Here is a 13634-nt window from a genome sequence, read left to right as displayed (position 1 = left end):
CATTCCTCGGGCCGCTGCGACGAAGAGGGCCAGTCGGGGCGCGGCAATGCCCCGCTCACCCCGTCGAGCCAGCGCAGGCCGAGTGGGCCGCAGGGTCTACCAAGGGACGGTCCGGCCGAAGCGGTCCAGATACGCCAGGCCGGGCGTGTCCAGTCGGGAGATCAGGACGTCCACCAGCATGGGGACGGTCTCATCGATGGTGAACGGCGCATCCGGACCACCCAGGGCAGTGCGTATCCAGCCCGGCGCCATGAGTACGAAGGCGCGCTGCGTCTCACTCTGCCGGGCCGCGAAGCTCCGCAGGAACATGTTCAGGGCCGCTTTGCTCCCTCGGTAGACCTCGCGGCCGCCGGTCGTGTTGTTCGTGATGCTGCCCTGTCCGGAGGACATCACCCCGATGAGTCCCGCCGGGGACACCAGGTCTTCGAGGGCTTCGATGACGCGCATGGGGCTGAGCGCGTTGGTGACCATCACGTCGATGAAGTCGGCTGTCGCTACCGCCCCGATGGGTGTCTGCTCATTGTTGGTGGTGCCCGCATTGACGAAGAGCACGTCGAGTCGGCGTTGCGCCAGACGTTCGTGCAGCAGGGGCAGGCGGCCAGGGTCGTTGATGTCGAGATGCTCGATGGTCACCCGCCCGTCGGCGTGGTCAGCGAGATCGTGCAGCGGCGTTCGGGCAGTGGTGCCGCGAACCGTGCCGACGACGTTCCAACCCCTGTCGAGGAACTCCGCCGCCATCGCGTGGCCGAGGCCGCGCGAGGCGCCGATGATGAGAGCGGTCGGTGGGTGTTGTTCGGTGCCAGTCGATGACATCCAGCGTCATCTCCGTTCTTCGAGCGTTGTACTCCGTTCGGGCATCGTCGACACCCGGGATCGGCACAGGGCGCCGGCCGCTGCTGTGGCCCCTCAACCCGTGCGCCTCAAGTGTTTCGTCCGCACTCCATCGCAGGCGAGCCACGAGCGCCCGTTTGTAGGATTGCCGATATGGCAAAGGCGCTCATGACGGAATCCGCTTCGATACAGCCTGACGATGTACGAATCATTCGGGCGCTGCAGATCGCGCCGCGGGCTTCGTTCGCCGCGATCGCGACCGCCCTCGGCCTGACCGAGAGCGCCGTCAACCGTCGGTATCGCCGCCTGCGCGCCGACGGTGTCATCCGCGTGGCCGGCGTGGTCAACCCGGGCGCCCTGGGGCAGAGCAGGTGGCTGGTGCGACTGCGCTGCCGCCCCGGCAGTGGCTCGGCGATCGCCGACGCGCTCGCCAGGCGTGACGACGTCAACTGGGTTGCCCTGAGCGCGGCGGGCTGCGAGATCACCTGCGTGACGCAATCCCGGACGCGGGAACAGCGCGAGGACCTCCTGGGGCAGCGGCTTCCCCGCACGGCCGCGGTGATCGACATCAACGCCTTCGCCATGCTCCGCCAGTTCCTCGGAGGCCGCGGCCACTACTGGTCCGCCCTGCGGGGCACGTTGTCCCAGAAGGAGGAAGCAGCGCTGGGGAGCGGCGGGCCCCCTTTCACCGAGTCTCCGGTCGTCACTCGCGAGCCCCTGCACCTCACCCCCGAGGACGAGAAGATGCTCGATGCGCTCGCTGCAGATGGCCGCGCCAGTCTCGTGGATCTCGCCACAGCCGCCGATCTCACTCCGGGACGCGTCTCGCGACGCCTTGACGCTCTGCTCCAGCACCGCGTTGTTCACATCGACGTCGAGATTGCCGCAGCCGCCTTGGGCTATCAGGCTCGCGCCAACCTCTGGCTCCGCGTGCACCCGTCGGCGGTGAAGAGCGCGGGCCGGACACTCGCGCAGGAACCCGAGGTCGCCTTCGCCGCAGCCATCTCGGGGCCCTGGAATATTCACGCCGTCGCACACTGCCGGGACCTCGACGAACTGTTCGAGTTCACTTCGGATCGCATCGGGTCCCTCACCGGACTTCAGAGCATGGAGGTCTCACCCGTGCTGAAGCACGTCAAGCAGGCCGGCACTTGGCTCTTCGACGATCGCCTCGTCGAGCCGTCCAGCGCTCGCGCGCGACGCTGAGAGGCTGGGGCGCGACCAGCCCGCTCGGCGGCTCTGTCCGCCCGGAGGACACCCGCGCGTATCGTGCCCCATTGATCCAGCCGGTCTGCCGCGACGATGACCCCGGTGCGTAGTGCTCGCCGCGGTGCCGCGCGAGGATCTCAACGGTCTCGTCGAGGCCGAGGGTCGCCAGGCCGTGCTTCAACGACCGTCTCAACCTCGTTGCGGCGATGCCGGCGACCATTCACTGGAGCATTCACGATGGTTGCGTTGCCTGAAGCCTCTTGTCGGGCCTACCGGGTGCGCTTGGTGAACAAGCCCAACCGGGCCTGTTCGGGGATGCCGGTCAGCCAGTCACGGCGCAGCAGCGGCAGGGTGTACTCCACCTCCTGGATGCCCGTGGCCGGCAGGTAGAGCTCGAATCGTGTGCCGGGCCGTCCGTCAGGGCGGTCCGAGACGGTGATCCGGCCGCCGTGCAGGGCGACCTGCTGGGCGACCAGCGTCAGGCCGAGGCCGGAACCCGGACTGTCCGGGCCCCGGCGGAAGCGCTGGAAGACCTCCTCACGGCGCTCCGGAGCAATGCCGGGGCCGTGGTCGTCCACCACGAGCACGGCAGTCGCCTGATGCCTGGCGCCCGGCGGACGCAGGGTCACCTCGACGCGGGCGACGCCGTCTTCGGCGCGGCCGTGAGTCCAGGCGTTGATCAGCAGGTTGTCCACCGCCGAGCGCAGCCCCTGCTCCCAGACGTGGACGCGCACTCCCGCGGTGGCGCGTACGGACACTTCGGCGTCGGGGTGTGTGCGCCGCAGGTCGGAGACCGACGCCTCCACGAGCTCCGCGAGGTCCAGCGACGTGAACGCGTCCGCCTCGATCAGGTCGCCCTGCGCGAGCGCCTTCAGCATCACCAGCAACCCGAGCAGCCGGGCGTGTTCGCGCCCGAGGTCCTCGAGCACCTCCGTCCGGTCCTCGGGGTCGAGGCCGGGGTGGCCGGTGAGGATGTCGAGGTTGGTACGCATGCTCATCAAGGGGGTGCGCAGTTCGTGGGAGGCGGTGGCGGCGAACGCGCGGGCGGTGGCCAGCGCCTCCCCGGTGCGTGCGACCTGTTCGTCGTAGCGGGCGAGCACGGTCTCCAGCGTGTGCGCCAGGTCGTCCACCTCGGCGATCCGGGTCGGCGTGTGCTCCAGGCGGGCGGTGCTGGTCCTGGGGTCCAGGCCACTGGTACGCCGCTGCAACCGCCGTAGCGGACGAACCGCCCGGGCGGCGATGGCCCAGGCGGCGGCCCCGGCGAGTGCCGCGGCCAGCAGCGCACCGGTCAGCACCCGTTGGCGCACCAGTGCCAGTTCGTCCTCGGCGGTGTCCGGCGACAGCAGCCACAGATTCGGCGTGGTGCCCTCCTTCGCGGCACCGACGCGCAGCGACAGGACGAGCCAGTCCTTGCCGCCGGAAGTCACGGTGACGGGGTTCGGGGCGTTGTGGGGCAGCGTGGGGTCCGGCTCGGGCTGCGGGCCGGCCGAGATCGTGTCCTGCGGGCCGGTGAGCCGGATGCCCACATCCCGCGCGGAGTTGACCAGTCGCTGTCTGCGGACCTGCTCCAGGAGCGGGTGGTCGGAGTCGGCGACATCCAGGTATGCCTTGGCGTTCCTGGCCACGACCGTTGCACGGGCACGCAGCTGGTCGTCCTGGTGTGCGTGCAGGTCGATGCTCACCAGGTGCAGCAGCAGCCAGCCGGAAGCGAGGACCAGCACAGGCACACTCACACCGACCGCGAGCGCGATACGGGTGGACAGTCTCACGGCGCGCCCTCGATGTGCAGGGCCTCGCCGTCTGTGCGCAGGACGAAGCCGACCCCGCGCACGGTGTGCAGGATCCGGGGCCGGCCGCCTGCCTCCAGCTTGCGCCGCAGGTAGCTGACGAAGGTGTCGACGGCGTCGCTGCGGACTTGGAAGTCGTATCCCCAGACGCGGTCCAGTAGTTGCTCGCGGGTGAGCACGATGCCGGCGTTGCGGGCCAGGACCTCGAGCAGTGCGAACTCGCGACGGGTCAGTTGCAGGGGCTGGTCGTCCAGAATCGCCTGGTGGGCGCACGGGTCGAGGACGAGGCCGCCGGCGCGGACCCGGCCGGTGGCGGCCGGCGGGCGGCGACGGAGCAGGGCGTGCAGCCGCAGGACCAACTCCTGGAGTGCGAACGGCTTGACGAGGTAGTCGTCGCCGCCCGCCTGCAGACCGGCCACGCGGTCGGTCACCTCGTCCAGCGCGGAGAGCATCAGCACGGGTACGTCGTCGCCGTCGTCGCGCAGGGCCCGGCACACGTCGATGCCGTTGACGTCGGGCATGGAGACGTCCAGGACGATGATGTCGGGGCGGCCGGCGCGAGCCTCCGCCAGACCGGTACGACCGCCGTCCGCGACCGTCACCGTGAAGCCGCTCAGCCTCAGCCCCCGCTCGAGCGACCGCCGTATGGCCGCGTCGTCGTCCACCACCAGTATTCGCCCGGTCTTGTCTGCCATGCACACCTCGGTTTCACCGTGAAGCCGGCCATCGCGAACAGCCCGGCCCGTCGCGCCGCTGCCAGGGAGCGTAAACCGCTTCGGGAAGGTCCTGCAATTCAGCGGTCAGGAGCGCATCGTCCGGTACTGCGACGGCGTACAGCCCATGATGCGGCGGAAGCTCCGCGAGAAGTGCTCGGAACCGGAGAATCCACAGCGCCGCCCTATGCGGGCTATGGTGTCGTTGCCATTCTCGAGATACTTGCAGGCCAAGTCGATCCGGAGTTCGGTGAGATATCGGTACGGGGTTAATCCGGTGGTGGCCTTGAAGCAGCGCACGAAGTGGAAACGACTGAAGGAGACCAGGGCCGCCAGGTCGCCGACCGAGACCGGTTGTTCGAGGTTCTCTCGCATATAGGACAGAATCGTCTCAAGTTGCCGTGTGCTCAGCGCGCCGGCTGCCTTGTCCGAGCCGGCGGTGTGCGGTGTGAGGAGATGAGCGACGATGAACTGCGCCGCCGACTGCGCGTAGAGATCATCCGCGCCGACCTCGTTCGCGGCCGCCACCGCCTTCACCATTGCGGCGAGGAGGGGGTCGAACCGCATCACCGGGTACGGATCCCACAGATACGGGACGCGTGACTTCAGGTCCTCCTCGGTGATGAACCGGCGAAACGTCTCCACCGAGAGGGTGAGGGTGGCGATCGTCACGGGCTCGTCGCCCGTCGGTGCGACGACCAGCGTCCGGCTCAGCATCGGGGGAATGATGCACACGTCGTCGGGAAGTGAGAAAGTCTCTTTTTCTGCCCGTGTGTCGTGACCTTCGCGAATTTCCAGAAGCCCGCTCAGGTGAGCATTTAGTTTGATTCCTGGAGACGACGGCACATGGAGCGTGTGGACGCCCTTCTTGAACGTTTGCTTCCACACGTGCAGGGAGTGCCATGTTGCGCCCCCCACTCCGCTGGTTACCTCCAACGCCCGGTTTCCTCTCGTCCGGTTCCGCACGGCTCTCGGTGCAGGTGCCGTGTAGAGAGTGCAGGGAAATCGAAGGCGGTCGCAAGGCGACTGGTGCCGGATTAATTGGCCTCGGCTCGGAATAATTCGGTGAGAGGCGAGCTGATATTGACCGGAGCGGAATCGTGCTGACACGCTTCCTGCATGATTCGCACTCGTCAATTGTTGACCCTGGCGGTCGGCTTGGTAGCGATGGTGTTTTCCGTCCAGAGCGGAGTGAGCGGGGCGACGACCAACGCCACCGATCCCACCACGCAGCCAGCCGCATCCGCAGTCACAGCCGCAGCCGCGGACAAGCCGAACATCGTCTTCGTACTCACCGACGACATGTCCACGAATCTGCTCCAGTACATGCCCGAGGTGCAGAAGCTCCAGTCGCAGGGCACGTCGTTCAGTGACTTCGTGGTCAGCAACTCACTCTGCTGCCCGTCCCGTTCGTCCATCTTCACCGGCGAGTACCCGCACAACACCGGCGTCCTCAGCAACACGGCAGGGTCCAACGGCGGCTTCAAAGCCTTCCACGACAACGGCCTGGAGAAGGACACCTTCGCCGCCGCCCTGAAGGCCAAGGGCTACCGCACCGCGATGATGGGCAAGTACCTCAACGGTTACGACCCCAAGTCCACCGTCGACGGCCAGCAGCCGTACGTGCCGCAGGGCTGGAGCCAGTGGGACGTCGTCGGCAACGGCTACCCGGAGTACAACTACAAGCTCGCCCACAACCACAAGATGGAACCCCACGGCAAGAAGAACAAGGACTATCTGACCGACGTCCTCAGCAAGAAGGGCCAGTCCTTCATCAAGAAGTCCGCGGCGGCGAACAAGCCGTTCATGCTGGAGGTCGCCCTCTTCACACCGCACGGTCCGTCCAAGCCGGCCCGCCGGGACAAGAAGGACTTCCCCGGCCTGACGGCGCCGCAGGGCCCCGCCTTCGACAAGCTCCCGACCAACGCGCCGCCGTGGCTGGCCCGGCAGAACCCGTTGACCCAGAGCGAGAAGACCGCGATCGACAAGAAGTTCCGCAAGCGGGCACAGTCGCTCCAGGCGGTCGACAAGATGCTCGGCAAGCTGCGCCAGAGCCTGACCAACGCCCATGTCGCCAACAACACCTACGTCGTCTTCAGCTCCGACAACGGTTTCCACCTCGGTGAGCACCGGCTCAAGGCGGGCAAGCAGACGGCCTTCGACACCGACGTCCGCGTGCCGCTGGTGATCGCAGGACCCGATGTCGCGGCCGGACGGACGAGCCACGCCCAGGTGTCGAACATCGACTTCGCGCCCACCTTCGAGAAGATCGGCGGCGCCGCGGTGTCGTCCAAGGTGGACGGGCACAGCATGCTCCCCCTCCTGGACGGCGGATCGGACGCGGGCTGGCGCACGGCCAACCTGATCGAGCACCGCCACGCCAAGCCGGCTCATGACGACCCGGACAACCACGGCACAGAGAGCGTCAGCCCGCCGAACTACCACGCCATGCGCACCAACTCCTACACCTACGTCGAGTACGACAGCGGCGCGAAGGAGTACTACGACCTGAGCACCGACCCCGACGAGCTGCACAACATCGCCGGACAGCTGAGCCGGGCCCGCCTCGCGAAGCTGCACGACGCGCTGACCGGGCTGAAGAACTGCCACGGCGACGGCTGCTGGAGCGCCGGACACCCGTAGCCCGTCAGGACCGACCGGGCGCCTACCGGGCCGGCCCGTCAAGACTCCCATGGGTGCCCTGGCCGCCCTCCGCTGCCAGGGCACCGCGTGGGCGGGCGTCCGCGCGCGCCCGTGTCCCCACCCGTGTTACGTCACACACAGCACTGGAGAGAGGAATTTCCGCATGTTCTCGTCCGACGCCCACCCGCCCACCCGCCGGAGGGCGCTCGCCTCGATGGCGGGTGCCGTAGCCGGATCCGCGATCGTCTCCGCCGCCCCGCGCGCCTTCGCCGACTCCGACGGCGCCGACCCGGCCGCCGAGGCCGCGCGAGGGGGGCTGCCGCTCACGGTCGTCAACAGCAGCGGCAAGTTCGCCAACGGCAAGGTTCACCTGTACGTCGTGGGCAGCAAGGGAGACCGGCAGGTACGGCTCACCCGGCGCGGCACCCTGGCCCCCGTCAAGCTCTCCGACAACCACGCGGGCGGCTTCACCGACTACTCCATCCCGCTGGCCGCCCACGGCGCGACCAAGCTGCGACTGCCGCACATGTCCGGACGCATCTACGTGGCCCTCGGCCACAAGCTGAAGTTCAAGGCCGTCAGGGGCGCCGACGGCAAGATCGGTCTTCAACAGCCGGCCGGCTGGGTGGAGTCCGACCCCAACTACTCCGTGCTGCACGACTTCGTGGAGTTCACCCACGACGCGTCCGGCATGCACTGCAACACCACCATGGTGGACATGTTCAGCGTTCCGATGATGATCGGGCTGAACGGAGCGAAGAACCACAGCACCGGCCGGCTGCCCGCCGGCGGCCGCGCCAAGGTCTTCAACGCCCTGAGGAACCACCCGGACTTCAAGCGCCTCGTCATTGCCGACCGGCGCGTCATCGCCCCGAGCCACGGCCTCGACGCCGGCCGGTTCCCCGAGCACTACTTCGACCACTACATCGACAAGGTGTGGCACACCTACCAGAACAAGAACCTTGTCGTCAGGACGAACGCGGGCACCTTCACCGGCCAGGTCAGGAACGGCCAGCTCACCTTCAGCGGCCCCGCGCAGGTCTCCTTCTCCAAGCCCTCCACCCGTGACGTGCTCTTCTGCGACGGGGCGCTCGCCGCCCCCAACGACGGGATCACCGGCCCCGTCGCCGCCGCCCTGGGCGCCGCGTTCAACCGCTCGACGCTGCTGAGCCACAGCAAGCAGCCCACCACCCGCGCGGCCACCTTCTACGACACCGCCGTGACCAACCACTACGCCAAGGCCATCCACGCCGCGACCAGCAACGGCAAGGCCTACGGCTTCGCCTTCGACGACGTCGCCGACTGGGCCTCCTACATCGAGGACCCCAGGCCCCAGCACATGCACCTGACGCTGACCCCCTTCTGAGACGCCCGCTCTCGCGTGCAACAAGCGACCACCGAGGGAGTACCAGGTGAAGAAATTCCGTGAGTTGCTTCTGGCGGCCGTGCTGTGTCTCATGCCGGCCGTCGCGTCCGCCGGAGCCGCACACACCGCTGTGGCCGACGATTCCCGCACCGTGCCCGCCGCCGCCACCGTCGCCGCACCCGAGGCGAGTGCGGCTGCCGGCGCCCACACGGTGACGTTCGTCAACCGGTCAGGAAAGAAGCTGTGGATCGGCAGCACTGTCAACAAGGGGGAGCCCGACGGCAATTCGAAGAATCTGAAGTCGCTGCCGGTGCTCAAACCGGGGCAGTCGGCGACCGTGACGATTCCGGAGAACAAGGCGCCCCACCACTGGCGTGGCAAGTTCTTTGCCCGCCAGGGGTGTTCGGGCAAGTCGGGGAGTACCTTCCACTGCGCCATCGGCGACTGCGGAAATTTGGCGAAGCGCTGCAAGACGGGCGAACAGCCGGTCAGTCTCGCTGAATTCAACTTCGACAAGAAGGACAAGAAGGCGCCCTGGTACGACGTCAGCTACGTCAACGCCTTCTCGCTGCCGATCACGATCGCGCCCAAGGGCGCCGAGAAAGTCACCAAGAACGGCTCCTGCTCGAAGCAGGGCTGCCGGAAGAACCTTCTCCGCAACTGCCCGAAGGCCGACCGGGTGCACAACGCCGCAGGGAAGACGGTGCTGTGCGTGAACCCGAGCCGGGATGCCCAGTCCGCCTACAGCGATGCCATCAAGAAGCACTGCCCCAAGGCGTACGCCTGGTCCAAGCAGGACACGGAGACCGGCAACAAGACGATGCGGCAGTGCGGCAAGTGCAAGGGCTTCGTCGTGACCTTCTGGTAGTCGCTCCGGCCGCTCGCTGCGGAGTGCCGACGAAACCCACCACATGACACTCGAGGAACCCATCACATGAGACGCACCGCCGTGCTCGTGAGCACACTCACGCTCGCCGCCGTGGGCTGGACGCTCCCCGCGCATGCCGAACCCGCGGCGTCCACCCATGACGACACACGGGTCACCTCCTTCTCCGACCAGGAGCAGGACGCGGCACTGAGGTTCTGGACCGACGCACGCCTGCGCGCGGCCCAGGACGTCACGGTCGCAGCCGCCACGGGAGGGACCGCTGTCCCCTCCTCCACCCCGGCCGACGACGGCCCGGAGCTGACCGTTCCCCCGATCCCGGCGCATGCCTCGGCATCCGCCCTCGCGTCCTCACCCACCCCGTGGAAGCGCGGCGGGCTGATCCGCAGGACCTCGGGCAAGGCGTTCTTCCAGAACTCCGCAGGCAGCACGTTCGCCTGCTCGGCCACCGTCGCCAGCAGCAGGAACGAGTCCGTAGTCCTCACCGCGGCGCACTGCGTGGTCGACCCCGCGACCGGCCAGGGCTACCGCAGATGGGTCTTCATCCCCGGCTACGCCCACAAGAAACGCCCCTACGGCACCTTCACCGCGCAGAAGCTCTTCCACCTGAAGCGCTACGTCACCTCGGACAGCCGGGACAACTGGGACTTCGCCTTCGCCCGTATGCGCAAGCTCGACGGCCACACGCTGGCCGGCACCGTGGGCGCACAGGGCATCAGGTTCAACTCGCCGACCGGACGCCATGTCCACTCCTTCGGCTACGGCGGCACCCCTGCCGAGGGCAACGGGGAGCGGCTGAACCACTGCCAGGGCAAGGAGCACGCCGACACCACGCGCCCCGGGTCCACGATGTGGGGCATCGACTGCGTGCAGTCCTTCGGGGCCAGCGGTGGTGGTTTCCTCGCCGGATTCAAGGCGGCGACCGGCTCCGGCTACCTCGTCGGCAACATCAGCGTCGGCAACGGCACGACGGAGTTCCACCCCCACCTGGGCAACGACGCCAAGAAGCTCTACCGCAAAGCGAGCGGGGGCTGACCCTCCAACCCCTGTTGCACGAGCCGGCCGCCCCGCGAACCCTTCCGCGGGGCGGCCGGCCCATATGTCGGGTCCGGCGTGTCGGTTCAGAACTTCGCGCCGAAGTCCTGTGTCCAGTACGGGCCGCCCGCGGAGGCGGACGCCTTCACGTAGCCGACGCCTATGTGCCTGAGCGAGCAGTTGAGGATGTTCGCCCGGTGACCCGGCGACTTCATCCACGCCTTGACCACGTCGGCGGCGGTGACCTGACGGGCCGCGACGTTCTCCGCCAGTGAGCTCCAGCCGGTGTAGCCCGCTGCTTCGACCCGGTCCACCAGTGTGCTGCCGTTGGAGCCGGTGTGCCCGACGTAGTGGTTCCGCGCCATGTCCGCCGTGTGGCGCTGCGCGGCCTTGTACAGGGCCGGCCTCATCTTGAGCGCCGGGCAACCCGCCTTCTTGCGTTCGGCGTTGGTCAACTTGACCACTGCCTTCTGCATCGAGGCGGAGCCGGGGGCCGCGGACGCGGAGCCGGGCGCCGCCGAGGCCGGGGCCGTCAGCAGCACGGCGGACGCGACCGTGCCCGCAAGAGCCGTCGCCAAATAGCTGTAAATCGCCAAGAGTTCTCTCCAATCAAGGTAAAAGCGGGAGGGGTGCCTGAAGCTATCCGGCAGCGTCCTGCTACCGCGCATTCAAATTGCTGCGAGACCGGCCGCTATTGCTGCCTGTCGTGCTGACCGGAGAGTGACCGGCCCCCACTCACCGGCGCAGGACTTTGTCCGGGGTGCGCACCGCGTGGTATGCGAACTCCCAGAAGTCCAGGTGCCCGATGGCCAGATTCACGTGCACCGTGTTGACGAGCGTGGGCAACAGGCGGAACGAGCAACCGAGTTCCTCGTCGCCCTCTTCCAGTTCCTCGGGTCTGGTGGAGACTGCGAGGAGGCTGTGGTCGCCCGTCATCGTGGCGGTGTCGGCCAGGAACACCACTTCGAGTCCCGGGTCCGCGACTTGGGCGGACAGGGCCACTTCATCAGGGCTTGCTCCGGCATAGGCACGGTCGTCCACCAGGTGGTTGCGGACTTCGAACTCGCCGTCGGACTGATCGAGGAGTGTGACGACTGCTCGCCACGCCTCGTCGTCCGAGTAGTCCGTGCGTACGACCAGGGCCTCGCTCTCGAAGTCACGCCCTGCACGGTTGATGATCGGTCGCATGAACTCCCTCTGAATGGAACGAGGATGCCGATCAAAGGGACCGGCGACAGTCGCCTAGGATTATACGATCGTCATGCGCCGCATACTGCCTGACAGCCCTCCGCCTCGTTGTGAATTCTTGCTGTTCCGCCCGCAGTTGTTGCGCTCGAACTCTCCGAGCAACAACTGCTGATCCCGCAGCAATTTATGAGCGCTTTCGCCGGGCGGGGGCAGGTAGCTTCGTCGTCGGATTCCCGATGGGCAACCCGCTTTTACTCCAAGGAGTTTCCCGCATGCGAAAGCTACGCGCTCTCTACGCCGTGCTCACCGCCGTACTGATAGCGGTATCCGCGATCAATCTGAGCGCCAGCACGGCGTCCGCCGCACAGCAAAGGGGCGGCTTCGTCGTCAGCAAGGCGCAGTACAACAAGATGTTCCCGCGCCACAAGAAGCTCTACAGCTACGAGGGCCTGGTCAAGGCGATGAAGGCGTTCCCGGCCTTCGCGCACACGGGCAACGCCAAGACCAGGAAGCGTGAGGCCGCAGCCTTCCTCGCGAACGTGAGCCACGAGACCAGCGGCCTGATCTACATCAACGAGCAGAACAAGGCCAACTGGTCGACCTACTGCCAGCCCGAGCCGTACGGCTGCCCCGCCGGCCAGTCCGCGTACCACGGCCGCGGCCCGCTCCAGATCAGCTGGAACTACAACTACAAGGCCGCCGGCGACGCGTTCCACGTCGACCTGCTCAACCACCCGAACCTCGCGGCGAAGAACCCCGTCGTCACCTGGAAGCTCGCGCTCTGGTACTGGATGACCCAGTCCGGCCCCGGCACCATGACGCCGCACCACGCGATGGTCAAGAGCGGCGGCTTCGGCGAGACCATCCGCAGCATCAACGGCGGCCTCGAGTGCAACGGCAACAATGCGGCCGAGATGCAGGACCGGATCGCGAAGTACAAGAAGTTCACCAAGATGCTCCACGTCGGCGCCGGCCAGCACCTCAGCTGCTGACGTCCGCATGACCCCCGGACTCCCGGGCCAGAAACCCTCGCCTCTCAATAGGGATACGCCATGCGGAAAATACGCGTCCTCGCCCTGCCGTTCGTGCTCTCGGCCCTGCTCGTGGCCGGTAGTCAGGGCGCCGCGCCCACTGCGTTCGCGGCCGGTGGCCATTCTGTTGCCGCCGCCTCCGCGGCGAAGAAGAAAGGCATCAGCGCCTGGAAGTTCAATGGCGTCACCAAGGCGCTCGCCGACTCGAACTCCGGCTGGTTCTACACCTGGTCCTCGAGCAAGGGCGGAATCAAGCCGCCGCGCGGTGTCGAGTTCGTGCCCATGATCCATGACGCGGGCTCGGTGACGAACAAGGAGCTCGGCCGAGCCAAGAAGCAGGGCAAAATCCTGCTCGGCTTCAACGAGCCGGACAGGTCGGATCAGGCCCACATGACCGTGGACCAGGCTCTCGACCTGTGGCCCCGGTTGCAGTCGACCGGTCTGCGGCTTGGCGCTCCCGCCGTGGCCACCGGCGGCAATGTCGCCGGCGGCTGGCTGGACCGGTTCATGAAGGGCGCCGCCGCCCGCCACTACCGGGTCGACTTCATCCCCCTGCACTGGTACGGCGCGGACTTCAACGCCCAGCGGGCGACAGGACAGTTGCGCAGCTATCTCGAGGCCGTGCACAAGCGCTACAAGAAGCCGATCTGGCTCACCGAATACGCCCTGATCGACTTCTCGTCCGGCACCCCTCGCTATCCGAGCAAGGCGCAGCAGGCCGCATTCGTGAAGAAGTCGACGGCCATGCTCCAGCACCTGTCCTACGTCCGCCGGTACGCGTGGTTCACCCTCTCCACGGACCACGGCGACGGCACCGGCCTCTACCACGGTGCGAAGGCCAACCGGGTGGGCGCCGCCTATCGCGCGGCGGGCTGAACAAAGTCCCTCGCCCTCCATTCCGAAACCCTCGGGTCCTACGACACGAGAAATCTAGAGAAATGAGGC

At 67.4% G+C, this 13634-nt stretch carries 13 protein-coding genes; 7 read left to right on the top strand and 6 right to left on the bottom strand.

The genetic code is table 11. The annotated features are described in order from the left end of the window. Positions 1 to 96: 96 nt before the first annotated feature. Complete coding sequence (locus ABZ915_RS29570) at positions 97 to 813, bottom strand: SDR family NAD(P)-dependent oxidoreductase (RefSeq protein WP_361809531.1); 717 nt, start codon at positions 811 to 813, stop codon at positions 97 to 99. Between the two features lie 171 nt (positions 814 to 984). On the opposite strand from ABZ915_RS29570, the gene ABZ915_RS29565 reads away from it, so the two are divergent. Continuing rightward, complete coding sequence (locus tag ABZ915_RS29565) at positions 985 to 2037, top strand: Lrp/AsnC family transcriptional regulator (protein WP_361809529.1); 1053 nt, start codon at positions 985 to 987, stop codon at positions 2035 to 2037. Between the two features lie 272 nt (positions 2038 to 2309). Here ABZ915_RS29565 and ABZ915_RS29560 read toward each other — a convergent pair whose 3' ends face one another. From ABZ915_RS29560 to ABZ915_RS29550, 3 genes are all read right to left on the bottom strand, one after another. Continuing rightward, on the bottom strand, positions 2310 to 3809 hold the full coding sequence (locus ABZ915_RS29560) for a HAMP domain-containing sensor histidine kinase (protein WP_361809527.1): 1500 nt from the start codon (positions 3807 to 3809) through the stop codon (positions 2310 to 2312). Then, on the bottom strand, positions 3806 to 4522 hold the full coding sequence (locus ABZ915_RS29555) for a response regulator transcription factor (protein WP_361809525.1): 717 nt from the start codon (positions 4520 to 4522) through the stop codon (positions 3806 to 3808). The genes ABZ915_RS29560 and ABZ915_RS29555 overlap by 4 nt, the downstream gene beginning before the upstream one ends. Positions 4523 to 4627: 105 nt before the next feature. Continuing rightward, positions 4628 to 5428 (bottom strand): AraC family transcriptional regulator, encoded by an 801-nt coding sequence (locus ABZ915_RS29550; protein ID WP_361809523.1) that lies wholly within the window; start codon positions 5426 to 5428, stop codon positions 4628 to 4630. A gap of 279 nt (positions 5429 to 5707) precedes the next feature. On the opposite strand from ABZ915_RS29550, the gene ABZ915_RS29545 reads away from it, so the two are divergent. The 4 genes from ABZ915_RS29545 (at position 5708) to ABZ915_RS29530 (ending at position 10470) form a co-directional block, all read left to right on the top strand. Continuing rightward, positions 5708 to 7183: a sulfatase gene (locus ABZ915_RS29545; RefSeq protein WP_361809521.1), complete on the top strand. Its 1476-nt coding sequence runs from the start codon at positions 5708 to 5710 to the stop codon at positions 7181 to 7183. A 163-nt stretch (positions 7184 to 7346) separates the two neighbouring features. Beyond that, entirely contained in the window at positions 7347 to 8549 is a 1203-nt protein-coding gene (locus tag ABZ915_RS29540; RefSeq protein ID WP_361809519.1) for a beta-1,3-glucanase family protein, read from the top strand. Between the two features lie 46 nt (positions 8550 to 8595). Continuing rightward, complete coding sequence (locus tag ABZ915_RS29535; RefSeq protein WP_361809517.1) at positions 8596 to 9417, top strand: thaumatin family protein; 822 nt, start codon at positions 8596 to 8598, stop codon at positions 9415 to 9417. A gap of 66 nt (positions 9418 to 9483) precedes the next feature. Beyond that, complete coding sequence (locus ABZ915_RS29530) at positions 9484 to 10470, top strand: trypsin-like serine protease (RefSeq protein WP_361809515.1); 987 nt, start codon at positions 9484 to 9486, stop codon at positions 10468 to 10470. Positions 10471 to 10556: 86 nt separating this feature from the next. Here the strand turns inward: ABZ915_RS29530 and ABZ915_RS29525 are convergent, their stop codons facing one another. Beyond that, the gene (locus ABZ915_RS29525) at positions 10557 to 11066 is read right to left on the bottom strand and encodes a CAP domain-containing protein (protein WP_361809514.1); all 510 of its coding nucleotides are present in this window, start codon (positions 11064 to 11066) and stop codon (positions 10557 to 10559) included. A 139-nt stretch (positions 11067 to 11205) separates the two neighbouring features. Then, entirely contained in the window at positions 11206 to 11658 is a 453-nt protein-coding gene (locus ABZ915_RS29520; protein WP_361809512.1) for a hypothetical protein, read from the bottom strand. A gap of 272 nt (positions 11659 to 11930) precedes the next feature. Between ABZ915_RS29520 and ABZ915_RS29515 the strand changes: the two genes are divergently transcribed. Further along, on the top strand, positions 11931 to 12650 hold the full coding sequence (locus tag ABZ915_RS29515) for a chitinase (RefSeq protein WP_361809510.1): 720 nt from the start codon (positions 11931 to 11933) through the stop codon (positions 12648 to 12650). A gap of 60 nt (positions 12651 to 12710) precedes the next feature. Continuing rightward, positions 12711 to 13565, top strand: a complete 855-nt coding sequence (locus ABZ915_RS29510) for a glycoside hydrolase family protein (protein ID WP_361809508.1) — start codon at positions 12711 to 12713, stop codon at positions 13563 to 13565. The last annotated feature ends 69 nt before the right edge of the window (positions 13566 to 13634 follow it).

It is taken from the genome of Streptomyces sp. NPDC046915 (genome assembly GCF_040644935.1).
Taxonomy (GTDB): domain Bacteria; phylum Actinomycetota; class Actinomycetes; order Streptomycetales; family Streptomycetaceae; genus Streptomyces.
The sequence above is the reverse complement of the archived record's forward strand: the minus strand, read 5'-3'. Positions and strand labels throughout refer to the sequence as shown.